Consider the following 23236-nt stretch of genomic DNA (forward strand, 5'->3'; position numbering starts at 1 on the left):
ATCGAGTCCCGGCCGGTCCGTGCTTCGCTGGTATCCGCACAGCATGCCTTCCTCCGGAGAACCGGCCGTCTCCAGGCGTGGCGGCCAGGCGGGAGCAGACCGAATCCATGGTGGACGACCCAAACTCCACACCGCGTCCGACGGGCACCGCTCCGGAGCCCGGCACCGCACCGGGCGACCAGCCGTCGGGGGTGGTCGCCCTGGTCAGACTCGCCGTCGTGCTGGTCGACCGCGAGGGGCGGATCGCCCAGTGGAGCCGGGCCGCCGAGGAGCTGTTCGGACACCGCGCCGAGGCCGTCCACGACCGGCCGGCCGCCGGACTGCTGCCCGCCGCCGAGCCGCGCAGCGTGCCGGGCCAGGCCGGGCCGGGCACCACCGGCCGCCGCCGCGACACCTTCACCACGCTCGCCGAGCTGACCTCGGACGGCGCCGCCTGGGCGGGGCAGCTGCCCGTGGTCGACCGCGAGGAGCACCTGCGGGACGTGCTCTGGTGGGCCTACCCGCTGGACGGCCCGGCCGGCCGGCTGCTGGCCCTGGCCGCCGACGCCCGCCCGCTGCGCACCGCCGGCCCCCGGCTGGCGCTCGGCGAGCGGCTGCTGCCGTTCGCCGCCGCCGCGGGCGCCCTGGGCGGCTTCCACCGGCTGTCCGCCGCGCTGGGCGCCGCCGGCCGGCCGGTGCCCGGAACGCTCGCCGCCGTACTGCCCGGTACCGCCGAGCGCCGCGGGCCGCTGCTGGCCGCGCTCGCCCGGGGCGGACTGCCGGCCCTGCGGCTGGATCCGAGCACCGTGCTGCCGCTGCACCCGGCCGACCCGGCGGCCGGCACCGCCCACGCGGCGGCCGGGATCGGCCGCCGCTACCCGACCGCGCAGCAGCGCACCGCCCGGCTCGGCCCGCCGGCCCCGCCCGAGCAGTCCGCGCCCGGACGCCGTCCCGCCGCCGTCCCGCCGGCCGCCGCTCCGCTGCCCGCCCAGCGCGAGGCCGCGGCCGCCCCCGCCGCCGCGGACCGGGCCGCCCGCTCCGACCGCCCCGGGGGCGAGCTCACGACCGGCGGCGTCCCGGCCCCGCCGAGAGGAGGCACCACCATCGAGCAGACCACCGTCGGACCGTCCGCCAACGGGCACCGGCTCCACGCGGACGACCCGGCCGCACCGACGGCGCCGACCGCACCCGCCGCACCGATCACCCTCCCCGGACCCGCCGCCGCGGCCCCGCCCGGAGCGTCGACCGGCCGGTTCGGCCCGTTCCTGACCAACGGCCACGCCGGCGAGCAGCTGGCCCTGCTCAACGAGGTCGGCGGCAAGGTCGGCACCACCCTCGACCTCGGCTTCACCGCCCACGAGCTGTGCCGGGTGCTCGTCCCCCGGGTCGCCGACTTCGCCTGCGTCGACCTCGTGGACGGCCTGATCTCCGACTCCGAGCTGCCCGCGGCCCGCCCCGACGACGACACGATGCTCCGCCGGGTCGCCCTGGCCCGCAACGAGTCCGCCGGCCAGTGGGACCACGTGCTGGCCGAGGGCTCGCTGGTCGCCATGCCCCGCCGCACCCCGCCCGGCATGGCCCTCCAGCTGAACCAGCCGGTCCTGGTCCCGGTGGTCACCCGGGACGTCGCCGTCGACTACGCCGCCGCGCTCGGCGGCCCCGAGCTCGTCCCGGTGGTCTCCGGCCGCTCGATGCTGGTGGTGCCGCTGTCCGCCCGCGGCACCGTGCTCGGCATCCTCAAACTGCTCCGGCTCCCCGACCGGGACCCGTTCGACGAGGGCGACGCCGCCACCCTCAAGGAGCTGGCCGCCAGGGCCGCGCTGTCGCTCGACAACGCCCGGCTGCACCGGGCCGAGTCCCGGGTCGCCACCACCCTCCAGCGCTCGATGATCCCGACCCGCCCGCCGCAGATCCCCGGCGTCCAGATCGCCCACCGCTACCTGCCCGGCGACTCCCGGGCCGAGGTCGGCGGCGACTGGTTCGACGCGATCCAGCTGCCCGGCAGCCGGGTCGCGCTGGTGGTCGGCGACGTCATGGGCCACGGCCTCCACTCGGCCGCGGCGATGGGCCGCTTCCGCACCGCGATGCAGACCCTGGCCGCACTCGACCTGCCGCCCGGCCAGTTGCTGCGCCATCTCGACAACCTGGCCCACAAGCTCGGCGACGACCATCTCGCCACCTGCCTGTACGCGGTCTACGACCCGATCAACCGGACCTGCGAGCTGGCCAGCGCCGGCCATGTGCCACCGGTCCTGGTCCACCCGGACGGCACCGGGGAGCTGCTGGAGATCCCGGCCGGCGCCCCGATCGGCGTCGGCGGGGTGCCGTTCGTCGCCAAGACCATCGAGGTCACGGACGGCTCGATGCTGGTGCTCTGCACCGACGGCCTGGTCGAGGTCCGGGGCGGCGACATAGGGGCGGGGCTGGCCGCGCTCTGCGGCAATCTGATCGACCCCCGGCAGAGCCCGGAGGAGGCCTGCGACGTGGTCCTCGACCGGCTGCACTCCGACGACCGCAAGGACGACGTCGCGCTGCTGGTGGCCCGCTTCGACGGGGTCGCGCCGAGCGAGGTCGCCACCTGGGACCTCACCGTCGACCAGCGCGAGGTCGGCCGGGCCCGCGCCCTGGTCCGCGAGCAGCTGGCCGCCTGGCACCTGGAGTCGATCGGCGACACCGTCGTGCTGCTGGTCAGCGAGCTGGTCACGAACGCCGTCCGGGTGGCCCGGGACCGGGTCCAGCTCCAGCTGATCCGGGTCGACAAACTGCTGGTCGAGGTCAGCGACGACAACCACAACCTGCCGTCGCTGGAGCCCGCCGAACAGCTCGGCGAGACCGGCCGGGGCCTCACCCTGGTCACCAAGCTCGCCGAACGCTGGGGCACCGCCCGCAAGGCGGTCGGCAAGGTCGTCTGGTTCGAACTGCCGCTCTGAGCGCCCGGGCGCCGCGCGCGGCGAAGAACCACGGAGCCGTGAACGACAGGAGCCCGCGGACCGTCCGGTCCGCGGGCTCCTCGCGCTCGTCGTACGTACTGCTCGGCCCCGCTACGGCACGGCCGCGCCGGCCGGGGTGCGGCGGCGAACGTCCGCGGCCGCCGCCTCCAGTGAGGCGGTGGCCGTCGCCACCACGTCCGCCGCGCCGACCCCGGCCAGCACCCGGGGCCAGAAGTCCCCGAACACCTCCACCGAGACCGCGATCAGCAGCGCCGCTATCACCGCGACCACGTGCTCCATCCCGGCCAGGTTCGGCAGCACGATCGCCTCGCCGACCATCGTCGCCACGACCAGCCCGGCCGTGAACCAGGCCCGGCAGCGGAACGCGACGCAGATCGCCAGCGCCACCACCGCGGCCGAGGGCCCGGTGTCCCGCACGTGCGCGACCCACTTCGGGAACCCGAAGAGGTGGTCCGGGCCGATCGCCACCCCGACCCGGGCGAACAGCGTCCCGGCGAGGGTGCAGGTGTAGGCGACCACCAGGGTCAGCCGCCGGCCGAGCACGATCTCCGCGATGCCGAAGACCACGAAGACCTGCGCCAGCGCCCCCCACACCGGCAGGTCCAGGGCCGGCACGTACAGCGACAGCGGCGTGCGCAGCAGCGAGACGTCCAGCGGCAGCGCCGCCTTGACCACGCCGATCCGGGTGACGAACTGCGCGCCACCCGGGAGGTGCTGGACGATGCTGAACAGCAGGATCAGGCAGGTCGCCGCGGTGGCCAGTGGAACGGCCGCGAACTTCTTCCGCGCGACCTGCTCCCGGACCGTCCCGAACAGCGCTCCCCACTCGGCGACAGCGGCCTCTTTGGCAATAGCCACCGGCCCCTTTCGCACGCCCCCCGCGTGGGTCCTCCGCATCACAACCGGTTCTCCGAATCCCCGTTGGCGCAAGCGCCTTCTCGACTACCTCCACATTAGAAGCCGGTTAACGAATCCACATCGGCAATTGTGCGGATCCCAGTCATCCTCAAGGGGGAGAAACATCCATGAGATCCCCCCGGACGGCTGCCCGGCCCCCTCCGCCCCCCGGCGGAGGGCTACCCCTGCCCGTCCTGTGCCGCCACCGGCACCCGGGGCTCCGTGCCGGACGGTCCCTGGTGCCGGCGACGGAACAGCGCGGGCAGGCTCGGTGCGGTGATGAAGCCCTCGGCCCGGGCGCTGGCGATGCCGATCCGCGGAATCTCGCTGCTCTTCTCGAACAGCAGATAACGCGGCTCCCAGATCGGCCGGTACTTGGCGTTGGCCCGGTAGAGCGATTCGATCTGCCACCAGCGCGAGAAGAAGCCGAGAACGGAGCGCCAGAGCCGCAGCACCGGTCCCGCCCCGAGCTTCGAGCCCCGTTCGAAAACGGAACGGAACATGGCGAAGTTCAGCGAGACCCTGGCCAGGCCGACCTCGCCGGCGCGCTGCAGGAGTTCGATCACCATGAACTCCATCAGGCCGTTCTCGGTGTCCCTGGCCCGGCGCATGAGGTCCAGCGAGAGCCCGTCCGCACCCCACGGCACGAAGCTGAGCAGGGCCTTCAGCTCACCCTCGCCGTCGTGGCACTCCAGCATCACGCAGCGCCCGTCGCCCGGGTCGCCGAGCCGGCCCAGCGCCATCGAGAAGCCCCGCTCGGTCGCGCCGTCGCGCCACTGGTCGGCCTTGGCCACCAGCTCGGCCATCTCGGCCTCGGGGATCTCCTCGTGCCGGCGGATCCGCACCGTGTAGCCGGCCCGCTTGACCCGGTTGTACGCCTGGCGCACCACCCGCATCGCCCGGCCGTCCAGCGAGAACTCGTCGAGTTCGACGATCGCCTCGTCACCCAGCTCCAGCGCGTCCAGCCCGTGCCGGGCGTAGATCACCCCGGCCTCCTCGGAGGCGCCCATCACGGCCGGCGCCCAGGCGTGCTCGCGGGCCTCGGTCAGCCAGGCGTCGATCGCGCCGGGCCAGGCCTCGGGGTCACCGATCGGGTCGCCGGAGGCCAGCGAGACGCCGCCGACCACCCGGTAGGTCACCGCCGCCTTGCCGCTCGGCGAGAACATCACCGCCTTGTCCCGGCGCAGCGCGAAGTAGCCCAGCGAGTCCCGCCCGCCCTGCTTGTCCAGCAGTCCCCGGATCCGCTCCTCGTCCTCCGCGGTGAGCAGCTCGGTGTTCCGCGGGCTGCGGAAGGCCACGTACAGGACGAGCAGGAAGAGCACCGCGCCCATGGCGTTGATGACCGCGTTCACCCAGGTCGGCGCGTCGATGACGGAGCGCAGGTGCTCGGAGGGGGTGATGGTGATCATCCGGCCGACCGAGTAGCGGAACATGTCCCAGAAGTCGGCCGCGCCGTGCAGGTTGTTGGTCAGGGCGACCAGGGCCGCGCCGACCACCCCGCCGAAGCCCAGGCCGGCCACGAAGGTGGCGGCGGCGGTCTTCGGGTTGGAGCTGTCGCCCTTGGAGGTGAACTCCTTCCGCCCGACCAGCAGTGCCAGGACGAATCCGCAGGTCAACACGGTGGAGACGTAGTTCAGCGGGTGCTTGGTGAAGCCCCCGTCGGGCAGCGTCATGGCGAGCAGGTAGAGCACCGCGAACAGACCGGCCAGCGCGGTGTTGAAGATCCAGGCGGCCCGCTTGCGGCGCCGCATCGCGATCGCCAGGAAGACCGAGAGCACCGCGCTGCTCAGTCCGGCGGTCATCAGGTAGGGGGTGAAGTACTCGCCCTCGTTGTGCGTCTCGACCTGGTCCCGGAACGGGGCCAGGAGCACCGTGACGAGGTTCAGCAGGGCGATCAGCCGCAGGTACCAGACGGTCGCCGTCGCGGCCCGCGGGCGCCAGCGCGCCATGAGGGCACCGGACCCGGATCCGGTGGGGGAGGTGGACGGCTCCGGCTTCACAGTGGACGACACAGCTCAATTCCAAACGATCAGATGGTGGGCCGCATCCGCACGCGACCCGGCCGGCCACCCACCCCGGCCGCGGACCGACCGAACGGCAGCCGATTCCCATGGTTCCCCACCATCGGTGAGAATCGCGTGAACCAGGCAGCGGATTCACACCCCCGCCGTTCGGCGGGGGTTGCCCGGGAGGCCGGGCCCGGCGAAGCCGCCGGTCAGGCCCTACTCTCGATTCCAGTCATGCGGACCGGCCCGAGCCGTCCGCCGAACCGAGGAGAGACCCATCACCACCACCCGCGTGCTGATCGTGGACGACGAGATCCTGGTCCGGTCCGGGCTGGGCCTCATCGTCGGCTCCGCCCCCGACCTGGAGGTGGTCGGCGACTGCTCGGGCGCGCAGACCGAGGAGTACGTCCGGCGGCTGCGTCCGCACGTGGTGCTGCTCGACATCCGGATGCCCGACCTGGACGGCATCTCGGTGCTGCGCCGGCTGCGGACCCTGCCCGATCCGCCGGCCGTGGCGATGCTGACCACCTTCGACACCGAGGAGCACATCGGCACCGCGCTGCGGGCCGGCGCCTCCGGCTTCCTCCTCAAGGACACCGCCCCGGACCAGCTGGTGCACGCCGTCCGGGTGCTCGCGGCCGGCGGCAACATCCTCTCCCCGACCGTGACCCGCACCGTGATCGGCGGCTACGTGGACGGCGGCGGCCCGGACGCCGAGGCCGCCACCCTGGCCCGCACCCTGACCGGCCGGGAGCTGGACGTGCTCGCGCTGCTGGGCGAGGGCCTGTCCAACGCCGAGATCGCCGACCGGCTGTTCCTCGGCACCGGCACGGTGAAGGACCACATCAGCGCGATCCTCGGCAAGCTCGGCGCCGCCAACCGGGTCCAGGCGGCCGTCGTCGCCCACCGGGCCGGGCTGGTACGGCCGAAGCCGAGCGACGGGGCATGAGCGACCCCTCTCCCGCACGACGTCTTCCGGCCGGGTTCACGGCGCCCTGGCTGATGATCCTGCTGCCCGCCGTCTACTCCCTGATGGACGCCGCCCTGGTGGCCCGCGGCGCCCCGCTCTGGCAGACCCTGCTGTCGGTCCTGGCCGCCGTGGCGCTGCTGTGGCGGCGCCGCTTCCCGGTCACCGTGCTGCTGCTGACGATGCCCGGCAGCTACCTCGACGACATCTGGCTCGCGCCGATCACCGCCGTCTACACGGTCGCGGCCGAACGCCCCCACTCCCGGGTGGTGATCCCCTGCGCCTCGCTCTTCGCGCTGGTGGAGTTCTTCCACTGGCCGCTCTCCGAGCAGTCCTTCGAGCCGACCCGGGACACCGCGCTGTACGTCATCCAGTCCGTGATGCTCGCGGCGGGCCCGGCCGCCACCGGTCTGCTGTCCCGGACCAGGCGCGAGCTGGCGGCCCGGCTGGACGAGCTCACCCGGGGCCAGGCCCGGGAGAGCCGGCTGCTGGCCGACCGGGTGCTCGCCGAGGAGCGCGGCCGGCTCGCCCGGGAGATGCACGACGTGGTCTCGCACCAGGTCAGTCTGATCAGCATCCAGGCGGGCGCGCTCCAGGTGTCCACCGCCGACCCGGCGGCCGCGGGTGCCGCGTCGACCATCCGCGAACTGTCCGTGCGCACCCTGGAGGAGCTGCGGCAGATGGTCGGCGTGCTGCGGGCCGGCGGCCCGAGGACCGGCGCCCCGCTGACCCCGCAGCCCAGGCTGGCCGACCTGCCCCGGCTGATCGAGGAGAGCGGACTGGCCGCCGACACCGAGCTCGCGCCGGGCGACCGTCCCTGGCCGGAGGCGGTCGAGCGGGCCGCCTACCGCACCGTCCAGGAGGCGCTCACCAACATCACCAAGTACGCGCCGCAGGCCGCGGTGCACGTCCGGATCCGGGCCCGGGGCCGACGGCTGCGGGTCGAGGTGCGCAACGACGCCCCGCCGGTCCGCCCCGACCGGATCCTGCCCGGCGGCGGTCACGGCCTGGTCGGCCTGCGCGAACGCGCCCAGCTGCTCGGCGGCTCGCTCGACGCCGGCCCGACCGCGGACGGCGGCTTCGAGGTCCGCGCCGACCTCCCGGCACCGTCCTCCTGAGACCGGCCCGCCCGCCGCCCGTGCGCGTCCCGGTGCCCGTGCGTGTCCGGTGGCGGCGCCGGGGAACAAAAAAGCCCCGCAGATCCGAAGATCTGCGGGGCTTCGCTGTGCGCGAGGGGGGAGTTGAACCCCCACGCCCTTTCGGGCACTGGAACCTGAATCCAGCGCGTCTGCCTATTCCGCCACCCGCGCATGGGTGTTTTCACCGCTTGCCGGTCGATCAGCCGATCCGCTCGGTACCATGTGGCCTTCGCGTTTCTTCGATCGGGCCACCCGTTGGGCGCCCCTTCCGACATGCAAAACAGTAGCACGACCTGCGGGTCACCTCCGAATCCGTTCCGGGGGAGGCGGAGCGCATCCGAACGGATGCCCGGCGAACAGGCGAGCGAGGGATGGCGGGCCCGCCGGACGGGTACCCCTGGCATGCTGCCGCCCGCATGCGTCACCCTGTGTGTCCGAGCCCACCCCCGGGCACCACGTGGTCCGGGAACCGTACGGATGGCCCCGGCGTGGATACGATCAGTACGGAAGTACCGCAAGTAGGCGCGACCGGATCCCCCCGGAAACCGGTCGGCAGGCAGGCGAACGAACCCTGGAAGGGGGTGCCCCATGGGAGTGCTGAAGAAGTTCGAGCAGCGACTTGAGGGTCTCGTCAACGGCACCTTCGCCAAGGTGTTCAAGTCCGAGGTCCAGCCCGTGGAGATCGCCGGAGCGCTGCAGCGCGAGTGCGACAACAACGCGAGCATCTGGAACCGCGAGCGGACCGTCGTGCCCAACGACTTCATCGTCGAACTCAGCCCGCACGACCACGAGCGGCTGAGCCCCTACTCCGGGCAGCTGGGCAACGAGCTCGCCGGCATGGTCCGCGAGTACGCCGAGGCCCAGCGCTACACCTTCATGGGCCCGCTCCAGGTGAACCTGGAGAAGGCCGACGACCTCGACACCGGGCTGTACCGGGTGCGCAGCCGCACGCTCGCCGCGGAGGAGCCGCAGCAGCAGGCCCCCGCGCAGCCGACCCAGCCCGGCTACGGCCGCCCGCCGGCCGCTCCGGCCCCCGGAGCGCCGTGGCAGCAGGGCGGCGCCCAGTACGCCGCGCCCCCGCCGCCCCCGGCCGCGCCCCCCGCGACCCCGCCCGCGCAGACCGCGCCGGCCGCCCCGGCCGGCGGCAATGTGCGCCCCTTCCCGGGCGCCGGCCACGGCACCTCGACGCGGCGCTGGATCGAGGTGAACGGCGCCCGCCACCAGATCTCCGGGAACGCCTGCGTGCTCGGCCGTTCCACCGAGGCGGACGTCCGCATCGACGACCCCGGAGTGTCCCGGAAGCACGCCGAGATCCGCCCCGGCACCCCCTCGATGGTGCTGGACCTGGGGTCGACGAACGGCATCGTGGTGGACGGGCAGCACACCCAGCGCGCTACGCTCCGCGACGGCTCTCGAATCGTCGTGGGCTCCACCACCATCGTCTACCGACAGGTCGAAGGGTAGAGCGGGCGCGGTTATGTCAGAACTGACCCTCACGGTCATGCGGCTGGGCTTCCTGGCCGTGCTGTGGCTGTTCGTGATCGTCGCGGTCCAGGTGATCCGCAGCGACCTCTTCGGGACCAGGGTGAACCCCAGGTCCTCCCGCCGGGGCGGCGGTGCCGCCGCGGCGGCGACCGCGGCCGGTGCGGCCGGGCGGGCCCCGCAGGGCCAGCCCCCGGCCGGCGGTCCGCCGACCCAGGGCGGCGGGCGCCGTCGCGGCGCCCCGACCCAGCTGGTCGTGGTCCAGGGCTCCCTGGCCGGGACCACCGTCGCGCTGCAGGGCCAGACCATCACGCTGGGCCGGGCGCACGACTCCACCATCGTGCTGGACGACGACTACGCGTCCTCCCGGCATGCCAGGATCTATCCCGACCAGACTGGGCAGTGGACGGTGGAGGATCTAGGCTCCACCAACGGCACCTATCTGGACCGTCAGCGCCTGACCGCGCCGACCCCGCTCCAGCCGGGCATGCCGATCCGTATCGGCAGGACCGTCATCGAACTGCGGAAGTAGTAGCGCATGAGGGACAGCATCCCGTCCATGACCCAGAGGGGGGCACAGGTCGCATGACCCTGGTGCTGCGCTTCGCCGCCGGCTCCCACAAGGGACTGATCCGAGAGGGGAACGAGGACTCCGGCTACGCCGGCCCGCGGCTGCTGGCCGTGGCCGACGGCATGGGCGGGGCGGCGGCCGGTGAGGTCGCTTCCTCCGAGGTGCTCGGCTCGATCGTCCGCCTGGACGAGGACGTGCCGGGCGCCGACCTGCTGACCCTCCTCGGCGACGCGGTCCAGGGCGCCAACGACCGGCTCCGGCAGATGGTCGACGAGGACCCTCAGCTCGAGGGCATGGGCTGCACCCTCACCGCGATGCTGTGGACCGGTCAGCGGATGGGCCTGGTCCACGTCGGGGACTCCCGCGCCTACCTGCTGCGGGACGGCTCGCTGGTGCAGATCACCCAGGACCACACCTGGGTGCAGCGGCTGGTCGACGAGGGCCGGATCACTCCGGAGGAGGCCGAGACCCACCCGCAGCGCTCGCTGCTGATGCGCGCGCTCGACGGCCGGGGCCAGGTCGAACCGGACCTCTCGATCCGCGAGGTGCGGGCCGGCGACCGCTATCTGATCTGCTCCGACGGCCTCTCCGGCCCGGTCAGCCACCAGACCCTCCAGGACACCCTGGGCAGCTACTACTCGCCCGAGCAGACCGTGCAGGAGCTGATCCAGCTCGCGCTGCGCGGCGGCGGCCCGGACAACATCACCTGCATCGTCGCGGACGTCCTCGACGTCGGCGCCACGGACACCCTGAGCGGCCGGTTCAACGACGTGCCGGTGGTGGTCGGCGCGGTCGCCGAGACCCCGCCGTCCTCGGCCGCCGCGGACCAGTCGATCCGCGACACCCCGGCCGGCCGCGCCGCCGGTCTCGGCCGCGGCCCGCAGGGCGCATTCGGCCCCGCCGAGGGCTACGGCGCCGGGCACCCCGACGCCGGGTTCGGCCCGGCCGGCGGCTACGAGGGCGGCTACCCGGAGGGCGGCTCCGCCGAGTCCTCGGTCCACGGGACCGAGGACTACGACGACGACGCGCCCCGGCGGCCCCGGCGCAAGAACCGGGCGCTGGCGTTCTCGCTGGTCGGCCTGGTCACCGTGGGCCTGCTGGGCGCGGGCGGCTTCTTCGGCTACCAGTGGACCCAGAGCCAGTACTACGTCGGCGCCGAGGGCGACCACGTCGCGGTCTTCCAAGGCGTGAACCAGAGCCTGGCCGGACTGAGCCTGTCCTCGGTGCACACCCCGTACAAGGACATCGAACTCAAGTTCCTGCCGCAGGACCAGCGCACCCATGTCACCAACACCATCTCGGCGAGCAGCCTCGGCGACGCCGACGACAAGGTGAAGAAGCTGGGCGAGCAGGCGGCGTTCTGCCGCCGGGTCTCCGACGTCCGGGCCACCGCCGGCAGCCTGTCCACCCCGGGCGGCACCCCGGCGACCGGTCAGCCGACCCAGCAGGCCGCCGCCGGGACCGTGGCCACGCACGCCGGGTTCCTGGCGGCGACCACCGCGCCCAGCCCGTCCGGGAGCGGACGCGCCCCGGCGGCCGGCGTCCCCACCACGACCACCCCGAGTCCGAGCACGCCGAGCACCACCGCCCCGGCCCCCGTCGTACCCAGCCAGGGTGCCGCGGCGCCGGCGGCCCCGCAGAGCGACCTGCCCGGCCTGAGCGACGAGGAGCGGCAGCGCGCCGACTCCTGCCCGAAGCCGTGACGGACGCGACCCGACATAGGCCCGGCCGGTCGTCCGAGGGCGGCCGGCACCTGAGCGAGCGAAGCGACAGAGCCATCGAGAAGCGCGTGTGGGCGGATGCCCCGGCCGAGCGGAGCGAGGCGGGAGCATGAGTACCTTCGATGTGAGCAGCGATCCGAACAGCCGGTCCGCCGGCGTTCCGGCCGACCGCGCGTCCTCGCGGCGCCGCCGCAACACCACCATCTCGCCGCAGGCGACGCCGAACCGGCGCAACACCGAGCTGGCGATGCTGGCGTTCGCGGTGCTGCTGCCGGTCCTGGCGTACGCCAACGTGGGCCTGGCGATGGACGACAAGCTGCCCGCCGGGATGCTCGGCTACGGCCTGGGCATGGGCGCGCTCGCCCTGATCGCGCACCTGCTGATGCGGAAGTTCGCGCCGTACGCGGACCCGCTGATGCTGCCGATCGCCACCCTGCTGAACGGGCTGGGCGTGGTGATGATCTGGCGCCTGGACAAGGCCGGGCCGCTGCTGCACAACAACTTCCCGGCCGCCTCCAACCAGCTGATGTGGTCGGGTCTGGGCATCGCGTTCTTCATCGTGGTGATGGTGTTCCTGAAGGACCACCGGGTCCTGCAGCGCTACACCTACATCTCGATGGCGGTGGCCCTGGTGCTGCTCGCCGCGCCGGCGTTCTTCCCGGAGCGCAAGGAGGACCTCGGCGCCAAGATCTGGATCCGGATGGGCGCCTTCTCGATCCAGCCCGGTGAGTTCGCCAAGATCATCCTGACGGTGTTCTTCGCCGGCTACCTGATGGTCAAGCGCGACGCCCTGGCGCTGGCCAGCCGCCGCTTCATGGGCCTGTACCTGCCGCGCGGCCGCGACCTCGGCCCGATCATCGTGATCTGGCTGCTCAGCCTGCTGATCCTGATCTTCGAGAACGACCTGGGCTCGTCCTTCCTGTACTTCGGCCTCTTCGTGGTGATGCTCTACGTCGCCACCGAGCGGACCAGCTGGATCGTCGTCGGCCTGCTGATGTCGGTCGGCGGCGCGGTCGCGGTGGCCTCCACCGCCAGCCACGTCAAGACCCGCATCGACGCCTGGCTCGACCCGATGGCCGCCTTCGAGCCGAAGCACCCGCCGGGGGCCACCGAGCAGATCGGCCAGGCGCTGATGTCCTTCGGCTCCGGCGGGGTGACCGGCTCCGGCCTCGGCCAGGGCCGCTCCTGGCTGATCGACTTCGCCGCCAAGAGCGACTTCATCCTCGGTTCCTTCGGCGAGGAGCTCGGGCTCACCGGCATGATGGCGATCTTCATGCTCTACGCCCTGCTGATCCAGCGCGGTCTGCGCACCGCGGTCGCCGCCCGCGACCCCTTCGGCAAGCTCTTCGCGGTCGGGCTCTCCTCCGCGATGGCGCTGCAGGTGTTCGTGGTCGCCGGCGGTGTCACCGGCCTGATCCCGCTGACCGGTATGACCATGCCGTTCCTCGCCCAGGGCGGGTCCTCGGTGGTCGCCAACTGGGCCCTGGTCGCGATCCTGCTGAAGATCAGCGACAACGCCCGCCGTCCCGGGGTGGAGCCCACCCCGACGCCCGAGATCCAGGGGGGCACCGCCTCGTGAACAAGCCGATCCGCCGGGTCTCGATCTTCTGCCTCGTGCTGATCCTGGCCCTCATGGTGCGCACCAACTGGGTCCAGGGCGTGCAGGCCGACGCCTGGGCGGGCAACAAGTACAACAAGCGGCAGGTCTACGACCGCTACGCCTACCCGCGCGGCAACATCATCGTCGACGGCCAGCCGATCACCCAGTCCACCTTCGTGGACGGCCTGCGCTACAAGTACAAGCGGTCCTGGACGGACCCGCAGATGTACGCCCCGGTCACCGGCTACTCCTCGCAGGCCTTCGGTGCCAGCCAGCTGGAGCAGCTGGAGGACGGCGTCCTCTCCGGCAGCGACGACCGGCTGTTCTTCCGCAACACCCTGGACATGCTGACCGGGGAGCAGAAGCGCGGCGGCGACGTCGTCACCACGATCAACTCCAAGGCCCAGAAGGCGGCCTTCGACGGGCTCGGCAACAAGAAGGGCGCGGTCGTCGCGCTCGACCCGAAGACCGGCGCGATCCTGGCCCTGGTCTCCACGCCGTCCTACGACCCGGCGAGCTTCGCGGGCAACGAGTCCACCGACTCCAAGGCCTGGACCGACCTCAACGCCGACCCGAACAAGCCGATGCTCAACCGGGCGCTGCGCGAGACCTACCCGCCCGGCTCGACCTTCAAGCTGGTCACGGCCTCGGCGGCGTTCGAGAACGGCCTCTACCAGAACATCGACGACCAGACCGCGACCCCGGACCCGTACACCCTGCCGGGCACCAACTTCGTGCTGAAGAACGAGTCCGACCGGGAGCAGTGCGGCAACGCCACGATCAAGTCCGGCATGGACCAGTCCTGCAACACCGTCTTCGCCAAGATCGGCGCCGACCTCGGCAAGGACAAGATGCGGGTGCAGGCCGAGAAGTTCGGCTTCAACAGCACCGTGGACACCCCGATCCGGTCCGAGAAGAGCGTCTACCCGTCCAACTCCACCCCGGACGGCACCGCCCAGGACTCGATCGGCCAGCACGACACCCAGGCCACCCCGCTGCAGATGGCGATGGTCTCCGCGGCGATCGCCAACAACGGCTCGCTGATGCAGCCGTACCTGGTCGCCGAGGAGCGCTCCGCCTCGCTGACCACCATCTCCAAGCACAGCGAGAAGCAGTTCTCGCAGCCGATCAGCCCGGCCACCGCGCAGAAGATGCAGGACCTGATGGTCTCGGTGGTCGAGAACGGCACCGGCAAGAACGCCAAGATCCCGGGCGTCACCGTCGGCGGCAAGACCGGTACCGCCCAGCACGGCGAGGGCAACGCGGGCCTGCCGTTCGCCTGGTTCACCTCCTACGCCAAGGCCTCCGACGGCCGCACGGTCGCGGTCGCGGTGGTCGTCGAGGACGGCTCCAACAACCGCGACGGCATCAGCGGCGGCCGGCTGGCCGCTCCGATCGCGAAGTCCGTGATGCAGGCCGTCCTCGGCAAGTGACGGGAACCGTGGCAGGAGCCGCGGCGGGAGCCCGCGGCGGGTGAGGGAAATGTCACGATCGGCACCCCCGGTCCGGATACCGGTCTGATATCGGCCTGCGGCCGACTCGGGTCCGGTACGGTCCGACCGGTAGCGTGTCCGCAGCAGCGGGTGTACCCGTTGCCGTCCGTGCGGTGCCGAACCGGTCCTGACCGCAGAACCATCCGGGGCCCGGGCGGCGTCACAGGGAGCGTGCGGGGACACCTACGTCACAACCTCACCGGCGGGTGAGGGAGAGGGTCGCAACTATGGAAGAGCCTCGTCGCCTCGGCGGCAGGTACGAGCTCGGCGGCGTCCTCGGGCGCGGCGGCATGGCCGAGGTGTACCTCGGCCATGACACCAGGCTCGGCCGCTCCGTCGCCGTGAAGACGCTCCGGGCCGACATGGCCCGCGATCCGTCCTTCCAAGCCCGATTCCGCCGCGAGGCACAGTCCGCGGCCTCGCTGAACCACCCCGCCATCGTCGCCGTGTACGACACCGGCGAGGACTACATCGACGGCATCTCCATCCCGTACATCGTGATGGAGTACGTCGAGGGGTCCACGCTGCGGGAGCTGCTGCACTCCGGCCGCCGGCTGCTGCCGGAGCGCGCGCTGGAGATGACCATCGGCATCCTCCAGGCCCTGGAGTACTCGCACCGGGCCGGCATCGTGCACCGCGACATCAAGCCCGCCAACGTCATGCTCACCCGCCAGGGCAACGTCAAGGTGATGGACTTCGGCATCGCCCGGGCGATGGGCGACGCCGGCATGACGATGACGCAGACCTCCGCCGTCATCGGCACCGCCCAGTACCTCTCCCCGGAGCAGGCCAAGGGCGAGCAGGTGGACGCCCGCTCCGACCTCTACTCCACCGGCTGCCTGCTCTACGAGCTGCTCACGGTGCGCCCGCCGTTCGTCGGCGACTCCCCCGTCGCGGTCGCCTACCAGCACGTCCGGGAAGAGGCGCAGCCGCCGTCCGTCTTCGACCCCGAGGTGCGCCCCGAGGTCGACGCGATCGTGCTCAAGGCGCTCGCCAAGGACCGCGACTACCGCTACCAGAGCGCCGACGAGATGCGCGACGACATCGAGCGCTTCCTCGACGGCCTGCCGGTGGCCGCCGCCCAGCAGGCCGCCGCGTACGGCATGGGCGCGGCCGGGTACGGCTACGACCAGAACGGCTACCCGCAGCACGACCCGTACGGCCAGACCAACCTGCTGCCGCAGCAGGTCCCCGGCGGTCCGACCACCGTGCTGCCGCAGGCCGCTCCGGCGGGTTACGCCGCCCAGCCCCAGCCCGGTTACGACGACGGCTACGGCCAGACCTACGCCGGCGCCCCCGGGGCCGGTGGCAGCGACGGCTACGACGACGGCTACGGCCGGGCCGGCCGGCGCGGCGAGGAGCCGCCGAAGAAGAGCAACACCTCCTGGATCGTGCTGGCGGTCGCCGCCGTGCTGGTCCTGGTCGGCACCTTCTTCGTCGCCCAGGCGATGTTCGGCAACAAGAAGGGCGGCGAGGACAAGAAGGAGGCGCCGAAGATCGCGGCGCCGGGCCTCGTCGGCAAGACCCTGGCCGAGGCCAAGGCGCTCGTCACCCAGGCCGGTCCCAAGCTGGTGCTCGCCGAGGGCGACCGGATCGCCTGCCCGGACGCCAACGTGAAGAAGGACCAGGTCTGCACGCAGAACCCGACGGCCGGCAACCAGGTCGCCGAGGCCGCCACGATCACCGTGCAGCTGTCCTCGGGTCCGGCGAAGGCCACCGTGCCCAACGTGGTCGGCAAGTCCAAGGAGCAGGCGACCAAGGCGCTCACCGACGCCGGCTTCACCAATGTGACGACGGACTACAAGGACGACGACAACGCCCCGCTGGACCAGGTGCTCACCCAGGACCCGGCCAGTGGCGCCGCCGACCCGACCGCCCCGGTCAAGCTGATCGTGTCGCAGGGCAAGGCCAAGATCAACGTGCCCAGCGTGGTCGGCCAGCAGAAGGAGGCCGCGGAGGCCGCGCTGACCGGCGCCGGCTTCCAGGTGGACTCCTCGAAGACCCAGACGACCACCGATCCCGCCAAGGTCAACACGGTCGCCTCGCAGAACCCGGCCGGCGGCAAGCAGCCGGCCAACACCAAGATCACTCTGACCATCTTCAAGGCGCCGGAGAAGGTCTCGGTCCCGCCGCTGCAGAACGTGCAGCTCAAGGAGGCCATCAAGACCCTCCAGGGGATGGGCCTCCAGTACACCGTCGTCCAGGGCCCGCAGGACCCCAACGCCACGGTGATCGCCTCCAACCCGGCGGCCGGGACCCAGGTGGACCCGAACACCTCGATCGGGCTGATGACCAAGGCGGTGGATCCGCCCAAAGGGGGCGACACACCGACCCTCCCCGGGATCCCCGGCCTCCCCACCCCCAGCAACACCAAAGGGGGACCCAACAACTAAGCCCTGGTTCCCCTGGTTCTGAGCCCCTCGGGGCCGGACCGACCGGCTGAGTTGTTCCCGGCAGTGAACGCCCGAGGGCCCGTCGACACCGCGTCGACGGGCCCTCGGGCGTTCACCGGGGCCTTGCGGGCCGCTCCCCGGCCCCGTCCAGGGCCGCCAGTGGCCCGCAGAAGCCCACGGAGGGCCTGCCGGGCCCCGGAGACGCGCGAAGGCCCCCGGGGCGTCCCCGGGGGCCTTCGCGCGGGCCTCAGCGCTGCCGCAGCTCGGCGGGCGGAGTGCGCGCGGCGTCCATGTCGTCCACCCGCACCAGGCTCCCCCAGACCGCCATCCGGTAGCGCGAGGTGTAGACCGGGGTGCAGGTGGTCAGCGTGATGTACCGGCCCGGACCGGTGTAGCCGGAGCCCTTCGGCACCGGGGCGACGATGCCGGTGTCGTACTTGGACGTCTCCGGCAGGGTGCTGTCGACCCGGTAGACGTACCACTTGTCGCGGGTCTCGACCACGATCGCGTCGCCCTTGCCGACGGCGTCGAGCTCGTGGAACTTCGCCCCGTGCCCGTCCCGGTGTGCGGCCAGCGCGAAGTTGCCGGACTCGTCCCAGGGCATCGCCGAACGGTACGGCTGCTCGTACACCCCGGCCACGCCCTCGGCCAGGGTCGCCGTGTCGGTGCCCATCCGGATCATCACCTGGTAGTCCCGGCCCATCGCCGGGACGTGCAGGAAGCCGACCCCGTCACCCGCCGCGTAGGACGGCGCGGCGGCGCCGGCGGCAGCGGCCGGCCCGGCCGACGGACCGCCGGACGGGGGAGCGGCCGGGGCGCCGGCCGCCCAGGACTCGCGCAGATGGTCCGAGGCCGCCGAGGCGGAACGGTCCGCCAGCACGTCGGTCCACCACAGCGAGTAGGTGACGAACAGGCCGAGCACCAGCCCCAGGGTGATCAGCAGCTCGCCGACGACGCCCAGGACGGCCAGTGCCCAGCCGCCCCGCCCGCGGCGTCGACGGGGTCCGCCACCGGGTTCCGGCTCGGACGACGGAGCGGCCTCCTCGGCCACCGGCTCGGTCCCCTGGGTCACGTCTCTCCCTCTGTCGTCGCCCGCCCGCCGGGCGGTCAGCCCCCCGCGAGGGCGGCCGGCTTGCCCTGGCTGCGCGGCCTTTCCTCGATCATCTTGCCAAACACGATCAGGCGCGCCTTGGAGCTGAACTCCGGGGTGCACGTGGTCAGCGTGATGTACCGGCCCGGACCGCTGAACCCGGAGCCGTTCGGCACCGCCTTGATCACGCTCACATTGGACGGCGGCGTCTCCGGAATGCCCCCGGTGACCTCGTAGGTGTAGTACGCGGTCGCGGTCTCCACCACGATCTTGTCGCCCTTGCCGAGCTGGTTGATCCGGCGGAACGGCTCGCCGTGCGTGTTGCGGTGCGCGGCCAGCGCGAAGTTGCCCGCCTTGTCGGCCGGCATGCCGGTGCCGGTGTAGTGCCCCACCAGGCCCTTGTCGAGCACGGGGGCCTTGGCGGTGCCCTCGGCGATCGGGAACTTCTGACCGAGCTTCGGCAGGTGGATGATCGCGAAGCCCTTGCCGGGCTCGAAGGTCTCCGGTTTGGCCGGGTCCGGGGCCGGCTGTCCCGGCGCCGGGGCGCCCTGGGCCGGGCCCGCGTCGAACTGCTGCTCCAGCTGGTTGCGGGCACCGTCGGCGGCCGCGTCGGCCTGCACATTGGTCCACCAGAGCTGGTACGAGACGAAGAGCAGCATCACCAGGCCGAGGGTGATGCACAGCTCCCCGAGGAAGCGGGCGAAGACCACCGCCGCCGATTCCTTGGCCCGGGGAGCGGTCGCGGCCCGGCCGCCCGCCCGGCGCCGGCCGTGCCCCTGCGCGGCGCGGCGGCGCTCGGCCCGGCCGCCCGGGGCGGGCTGCCGCGGTTCACCGGCCACGGCGGCCATGGTGACCGTCTCGGCGGCGGCGAGCACCGTCCCGGCCTCGTCCGGCGCGGCCGGCGCCGTCAGCGCCGCCTCGGCCGGCACCGGCGCGACGGGCGGTGCCGCCTGCTCGTAGACGCCCCAGCCGTCCTCGGCCCCGGGCTGCGCCGGCCAGGCCCGGTGCGCGCCGGGGCTCCCGTCCCGGTCCAGGCCGTGCTGGACCGGCTCGGCCTGGTACGGGTCGTAGGACTGGTACTGGCCCTGCTGGGGCTGCTGGCCGTACTGGCCCTGCTGAGGCTGCTGCTGGCCGAACTGGCCCGGCTGGGGCTGGTGGGGCTGCTGCTGGCCGTACTGGCCGTACTGGTCCTGCTGCGGGTACGCGCCCTGCTGCGGGTACGGTCCCGCGCCGCCCTGCGGGTACTGCTGCCCGTACGGATCCTGCTGCCCGTACGGGTCCTGCTGCTGCCCGTACGGGCCGGGGTGCTGCTCGAACGGCGCCCCGACGCGGTACGCGTCACCGCCCTCCGGGTCCGCCCCCGGCTGGTATCGCCCCTCCGGACGCACCGCGGTCACGCCGCTCAGCCCCGGCCGATCACCGGGGCGAGCCCGGCCGACCGGTCGACGGCCCGCGGGTCACCGCACTCGGCCAGCCAGTTGGCGAGCATCCGGTGACCGCCCTCGGTGAGCACCGACTCCGGGTGGAACTGCACGCCCTCCACCGCGAGCTCCCGGTGGCGCAGCCCCATGATGACGCCGCTGCCGGTCCGCGCGGTGACCACCAGCTCGTCCGGCACGGTGGCCGGCTCGACCGCCAGCGAGTGGTACCGGGTCGCGGTGAGCGGCGAGGGCAGGCCCGCGAACACGCCGCCGTCCTCGTGCTCGACCAGTGAGGTCTTGCCGTGCAGCAGCTCCGGCGCCCGGCCGACCACCGCGCCGTAGGCCACCGCGATCGACTGCAGGCCCAGGCAGACGCCGAACACCGGCAGGCCGGCCCGCGCGCAGTGGTGCACCATCTCGATGCAGACGCCGGCCTCCTCCGGGGCGCCCGGGCCGGGGGAGAGCAGCACCCCGTCGAAGCCCCGGTCGCCGTCGCGGCGCACCGCGTGCTCGACGGTCACCTCGTCGTTGCGGACCACCTCGCAGGTGGCGCCGAGCTGGTAGAGGTACTGGACCAGGTTGAAGACGAAGCTGTCGTAGTTGTCGACGACCAGGATGCGGGGCTGGGTCGGCCGGGAGGTCATGGGCGCGCGTTCTCCGAGGGGTGCGGGGACCGGGACGGGACGGGGCGGGTCGTCGGGTCAGCCGACGGCGCCGTCGCCGTTCCCGTCCACTGTGACGTCACCGAAGGGGAGCAGCGGTTCCGCCCACGGGAAGATGTAGGTGAAGAGGAGGTAGACCAGTCCCAGCACGACCAGCACCGAGATCGCGGCCTTGACCAGGATGTTCCCCGGCAGATGACGCCAGATCCAGCCGTACATGGTGCTCCCTCGACGTATTGGACTGGGGTCAAGAGTAGACCCGGCCCCCGGTGGCGGTCCGCTACTGGCCGGTGGCCGAGCGGAGGTCCGCCGTGCCCGAGTAGCCGGGCAGGGCGAGGTCGCCGCTCTCCTGCAGCTTCCAGCCCAGGCCGTAGGCCTGCACGTACTTCTGGTAGGTGCGGATCGAGGGGTCGGTGTCGACGGCGGCGCGCAGCGCGTCGGTCCGCCCGACCGCCCTGACCACGTAGGGCGGGGAGTAGACCCGGCCCTGGAGCAGCAGGGTGTTGCCGACGCAGCGGACGGCGCTGGTGGAGATCAGCCGCTGGTCCATCACCTGGACGCCCTCGGCGCCGCCGCGCCAGAGCGCGTTGACCACGGCCTGGATGTCCTGCTGGTGGATGACCAGGTCGTTGACGTCCGGCTCGCGCACCCCGGGGACGCGCGAGGTGGCGTTCGGCGGGGCGTCGTTGAGGGTGACGGTGAGGCCGGGGCCCTGGAGCGGCTCCAGCGCGGCGGCCTGTTCCAGGGCGCCCAGCCGGGCGGCGTCGGCCGGGCTGCCGCCCTGCTGCTCGGTGAGCCGCTGGGAGCGGTCCTGGAGGTCGGCGAGCTGGGCCTGGGACTGCTGGTTCTGGGCGCTGCGCTGCCGTATCACGTCGGAGAGGCTGAGCAGCGAGTTGTCGGTGCGCAGATCGGTGCCGCGGGCGGTCTGCGCGCTGATGTAGAAGAGCAGTCCGGCGAGCGCGAAGACGGCGCAGGTCAGGGCACGTCCGACAATTCGGGTGCCGGAGACGCGGGTACGGACGGGCCGAGGGGGAATCGACAAATTAGGCACCGTACCCTTATCTCCTTCGGACCCGCCGAGCCACTACGCTAACGGACGCCGCCACACCACCGTGAACCCCTGCGCGGTCACAGCGCATCGACAGGAGAGCTCCTCGTGCCGAAGTCCCGACTCCGCAAGAAGTCCGACTACACGCCGCCGACCACGGCGACGGTGAAGATCAGTTCGGGCCGCGGCTGGGTTGCCCCCTTGATGTTGGCGCTGTTCCTGATCGGTCTGGTCTGGATCGTCACCTATTACGTGACGAGTGGCAGCTGGCCCGTCGAGAGCTGGCGGAACTGGAACATCCTGGTGGGCTTCGGCTTCATCGCGGCGGGCTTCGGCGTCTCCACCCAGTGGAAATGACGTTCGGGCCCCGGCCCTGAGTTCCTCCACCGCCGCCCCGGCACGGTTCGACCCCGGGGCGGCTTCGTGGTGCGCCCGGACGGCCGGGCGGAGCCATGAGCCTCGCGGTTATCCGCTTATCTCGTTTATCCACATGGTTATCCACACTGGGGAAAAGTCCTGCGGGCCTGTGGATAACTTGCGCCGGGGGCGCTTTCCACACCGCCGCGCGCCCTCCCTCGAATTCGGGATACCCACAGCGGGACACGCGTAGAACGGCCGCCCGCACCCATCACCGGGCACCGCCTGTGCACAACCCCGCACCCGCTGTGGACAACCGTGCGGCCGTCGCACCCCTGCGCGTACCGTCCGGCGCACCCGTACGCGTACCGTCCGGCGCTGCCGGGTCACCCGCCGTAGGCGGCCATCCCGGCCAGGAGCATCACCAGCACCAGGCCCGCCACCCCCGCCAGCGTCAGCCCCTGCACCGCCGCCCGGTGCGCCCGCGGCGCGTACATCAGGCCGGCCGCGGTGAGCATCCCGGCGACCAGGCCACCGAGGTGGGCCCGCCAGTCGATGCCCTGCACCGAGAAGGTGACGATCAGGTTGAACACCAGCAGCGCGACGATCGGCCCGAGCGGCGCCCGCACCCGGCGGTACAGCACCACGGTCGCGCCCAGCAGGCCGAAGACCGCGCCCGAGGCACCCAGCGACCGCATCGAGTCGCCCGCCACCAGGAACGCGAAGGCGCTGCCGGCCAGCCCGGAGAGCAGGTAGAGGGCGAGGAACCGGATCCGCCCCAGGGCGGCCTCCAACTGCGGTCCGAGCACCCAGAGCACCAGCATGTTGGTGGCGATGTGCCAGGGCGCGGTGTGCAGGAAGACGGCGGTCAGCAGCCGGTACCACTGGCCCGGGCCCTCGGCGACGCCGTTGGTGAACGGGTACGAGGGGTCGGGGGCGAAGCTGCGCAGTTCGAGGTCGTAGGCCAGCCACGGCGTGAGCACGTAGGCGGCCAGGACGAACACCACCAGGTTGATGCCGATCAGCGCCTTGGTGACCAGCGGGTCGCCGCCGGCCGGGCGTCCGCCGAACCGGGTGGTCGCGCGCCGGACCTGCCGGCCGCCCTCCTGGACGCACTCGGGGCAGTGGAAGCCCACCGAGGCGTTCACCATGCACTGCGGGCAGATCGGCCGGCCGCAGCGCGAGCAGCCGATGCCGGTCTCCTGCTCGGGGTGCCGGTAGCAACGGGCCGGACCGGGCCCGCCCTCGGGCTCCGGAGTCCGGTCGATCGGCGGCCTGGGCTCGTCCGGGAGCATCGGCTATCCCCTTCTGCCACGACTTGCTGCGACGACACGTGCGCGCTCCCGACGGGGACCCGCCGGAACCGCCAGCCTACTGCGGCCCTACCCGCGTCCGACCGGCCCACGCACCCCCGCCCCGGACGGCTTCCCGCCCTGGCGTCCGGCCCCGCCGCCCCGGA

Annotated in this window: 18 protein-coding genes and 1 tRNA gene; 10 read left to right on the forward strand and 9 right to left on the reverse strand. The window is 72.7% G+C overall.

Annotation, left to right across the window (positions count from 1 at the left end):
• The first annotated feature begins 107 nt into the window (after positions 1 to 107).
• A complete protein-coding gene (locus tag ACW14Y_RS21225) occupies positions 108 to 2909 on the forward strand; it encodes a SpoIIE family protein phosphatase (protein WP_456982941.1) in 2802 nt (933 codons plus the stop codon).
• A gap of 111 nt (positions 2910 to 3020) precedes the next feature.
• Here the strand turns inward: ACW14Y_RS21225 and ACW14Y_RS21230 are convergent, their stop codons facing one another.
• Positions 3021 to 3788, reverse strand: a complete 768-nt coding sequence (locus ACW14Y_RS21230) for a hypothetical protein (RefSeq protein ID WP_360016839.1) — start codon at positions 3786 to 3788, stop codon at positions 3021 to 3023.
• A gap of 218 nt (positions 3789 to 4006) precedes the next feature.
• Positions 4007 to 5776, reverse strand: coding sequence for a phosphatidylglycerol lysyltransferase domain-containing protein (locus tag ACW14Y_RS21235; protein ID WP_380392953.1), 1770 nt, complete (start codon positions 5774 to 5776; stop codon positions 4007 to 4009).
• Positions 5777 to 6131: 355 nt separating this feature from the next.
• On the opposite strand from ACW14Y_RS21235, the gene ACW14Y_RS21240 reads away from it, so the two are divergent.
• Entirely contained in the window at positions 6132 to 6782 is a 651-nt protein-coding gene (locus ACW14Y_RS21240; protein WP_266271776.1) for a response regulator, read from the forward strand.
• Positions 6779 to 7918: a sensor histidine kinase gene (locus ACW14Y_RS21245; RefSeq protein WP_327073762.1), complete on the forward strand. Its 1140-nt coding sequence runs from the start codon at positions 6779 to 6781 to the stop codon at positions 7916 to 7918. Before ACW14Y_RS21240 ends, ACW14Y_RS21245 begins: the two co-directional genes overlap by 4 nt.
• Positions 7919 to 8026: 108 nt before the next feature.
• Here ACW14Y_RS21245 and ACW14Y_RS21250 read toward each other — a convergent pair.
• A tRNA-Leu gene (locus tag ACW14Y_RS21250) sits at positions 8027 to 8110 on the reverse strand.
• A 417-nt stretch (positions 8111 to 8527) separates the two neighbouring features.
• Between ACW14Y_RS21250 and ACW14Y_RS21255 the strand changes: the two genes are divergently transcribed.
• From ACW14Y_RS21255 to pknB, 6 genes are all read left to right on the forward strand, one after another.
• Entirely contained in the window at positions 8528 to 9403 is an 876-nt protein-coding gene (locus tag ACW14Y_RS21255; protein WP_266270597.1) for an FhaA domain-containing protein, read from the forward strand.
• Between the two features lie 13 nt (positions 9404 to 9416).
• Complete coding sequence (locus ACW14Y_RS21260) at positions 9417 to 9953, forward strand: FHA domain-containing protein FhaB/FipA (protein WP_266270599.1); 537 nt, start codon at positions 9417 to 9419, stop codon at positions 9951 to 9953.
• A gap of 53 nt (positions 9954 to 10006) precedes the next feature.
• Positions 10007 to 11695 carry a PP2C family protein-serine/threonine phosphatase gene (locus ACW14Y_RS21265; protein ID WP_456982945.1) on the forward strand — a complete coding sequence of 563 codons (1689 nt, stop codon included), beginning with the start codon at positions 10007 to 10009 and terminating at the stop codon, positions 11693 to 11695.
• A gap of 127 nt (positions 11696 to 11822) precedes the next feature.
• Positions 11823 to 13292, forward strand: a complete 1470-nt coding sequence (locus tag ACW14Y_RS21270; protein ID WP_380312168.1) for an FtsW/RodA/SpoVE family cell cycle protein — start codon at positions 11823 to 11825, stop codon at positions 13290 to 13292.
• Complete coding sequence (locus ACW14Y_RS21275) at positions 13289 to 14746, forward strand: peptidoglycan D,D-transpeptidase FtsI family protein (RefSeq protein ID WP_380312166.1); 1458 nt, start codon at positions 13289 to 13291, stop codon at positions 14744 to 14746. The genes ACW14Y_RS21270 and ACW14Y_RS21275 overlap by 4 nt, the downstream gene beginning before the upstream one ends.
• Before the next feature lie 287 nt (positions 14747 to 15033).
• Entirely contained in the window at positions 15034 to 17199 is a 2166-nt protein-coding gene (gene pknB / locus ACW14Y_RS21280; RefSeq protein ID WP_380312164.1) for a Stk1 family PASTA domain-containing Ser/Thr kinase, read from the forward strand.
• Between the two features lie 247 nt (positions 17200 to 17446).
• Here the strand turns inward: pknB and ACW14Y_RS21285 are convergent, their stop codons facing one another.
• The 5 genes from ACW14Y_RS21285 to ACW14Y_RS21305 all read right to left on the reverse strand — a co-directional run bounded on the left by ACW14Y_RS21285 (position 17447) and on the right by ACW14Y_RS21305 (position 21408).
• Positions 17447 to 18271, reverse strand: coding sequence for a class E sortase (locus tag ACW14Y_RS21285; RefSeq protein WP_380392946.1), 825 nt, complete (start codon positions 18269 to 18271; stop codon positions 17447 to 17449).
• 35 nt (positions 18272 to 18306) lie between these two features.
• The gene (locus ACW14Y_RS21290; RefSeq protein ID WP_456982949.1) at positions 18307 to 19686 is read right to left on the reverse strand and encodes a class E sortase; all 1380 of its coding nucleotides are present in this window, start codon (positions 19684 to 19686) and stop codon (positions 18307 to 18309) included.
• Positions 19687 to 19691: 5 nt separating this feature from the next.
• Positions 19692 to 20354 carry an aminodeoxychorismate/anthranilate synthase component II gene (locus tag ACW14Y_RS21295; RefSeq protein WP_380312403.1) on the reverse strand — a complete coding sequence of 221 codons (663 nt, stop codon included), beginning with the start codon at positions 20352 to 20354 and terminating at the stop codon, positions 19692 to 19694.
• 57 nt (positions 20355 to 20411) lie between these two features.
• A complete protein-coding gene (locus tag ACW14Y_RS21300) occupies positions 20412 to 20591 on the reverse strand; it encodes a hypothetical protein (RefSeq protein ID WP_266312095.1) in 180 nt (59 codons plus the stop codon).
• Positions 20592 to 20652: 61 nt separating this feature from the next.
• Positions 20653 to 21408 carry a DUF881 domain-containing protein gene (locus ACW14Y_RS21305; RefSeq protein WP_340631511.1) on the reverse strand — a complete coding sequence of 252 codons (756 nt, stop codon included), beginning with the start codon at positions 21406 to 21408 and terminating at the stop codon, positions 20653 to 20655.
• Between the two features lie 120 nt (positions 21409 to 21528).
• Here ACW14Y_RS21305 and crgA point away from each other — a divergent pair, with 120 nt between their 5' ends.
• A complete protein-coding gene (gene crgA, locus ACW14Y_RS21310; RefSeq protein WP_030392407.1) occupies positions 21529 to 21777 on the forward strand; it encodes a cell division protein CrgA in 249 nt (82 codons plus the stop codon).
• A gap of 386 nt (positions 21778 to 22163) precedes the next feature.
• Here crgA and ACW14Y_RS21315 read toward each other — a convergent pair whose 3' ends face one another.
• Positions 22164 to 23072, reverse strand: coding sequence for a rhomboid family intramembrane serine protease (locus tag ACW14Y_RS21315; RefSeq protein WP_456982952.1), 909 nt, complete (start codon positions 23070 to 23072; stop codon positions 22164 to 22166).
• Positions 23073 to 23236: the final 164 nt, after the last annotated feature.

This window comes from Kitasatospora sp. cg17-2 (assembly GCF_054031055.1).

Excerpts from the sequence above, each read along its gene's own strand:
- ACW14Y_RS21225 (WP_456982941.1), top strand. The coding sequence starts at position 108 with ATGGTGGACGACCCAAACTCCACACCGCGTCCGACGGGCACCGCTCCG.
- ACW14Y_RS21235 (WP_380392953.1), bottom strand. The coding sequence starts at position 5,776 with ATGGCGCGCTGGCGCCCGCGGGCCGCGACGGCGACCGTCTGGTACCTG.
- ACW14Y_RS21245 (WP_327073762.1), top strand. The coding sequence starts at position 6,779 with ATGAGCGACCCCTCTCCCGCACGACGTCTTCCGGCCGGGTTCACGGCG.
- ACW14Y_RS21255 (WP_266270597.1), top strand. The coding sequence starts at position 8,528 with ATGGGAGTGCTGAAGAAGTTCGAGCAGCGACTTGAGGGTCTCGTCAAC.
- ACW14Y_RS21260 (WP_266270599.1), top strand. The coding sequence starts at position 9,417 with ATGTCAGAACTGACCCTCACGGTCATGCGGCTGGGCTTCCTGGCCGTG.
- ACW14Y_RS21265 (WP_456982945.1), top strand. The coding sequence starts at position 10,007 with ATGACCCTGGTGCTGCGCTTCGCCGCCGGCTCCCACAAGGGACTGATC.
- ACW14Y_RS21270 (WP_380312168.1), top strand. The coding sequence starts at position 11,823 with ATGAGTACCTTCGATGTGAGCAGCGATCCGAACAGCCGGTCCGCCGGC.
- pknB (WP_380312164.1), top strand. The coding sequence starts at position 15,034 with ATGGAAGAGCCTCGTCGCCTCGGCGGCAGGTACGAGCTCGGCGGCGTC.
- ACW14Y_RS21295 (WP_380312403.1), bottom strand. The coding sequence starts at position 20,354 with ATGACCTCCCGGCCGACCCAGCCCCGCATCCTGGTCGTCGACAACTAC.
- ACW14Y_RS21300 (WP_266312095.1), bottom strand. The coding sequence starts at position 20,591 with ATGTACGGCTGGATCTGGCGTCATCTGCCGGGGAACATCCTGGTCAAG.
- ACW14Y_RS21315 (WP_456982952.1), bottom strand. The coding sequence starts at position 23,072 with ATGCTCCCGGACGAGCCCAGGCCGCCGATCGACCGGACTCCGGAGCCC.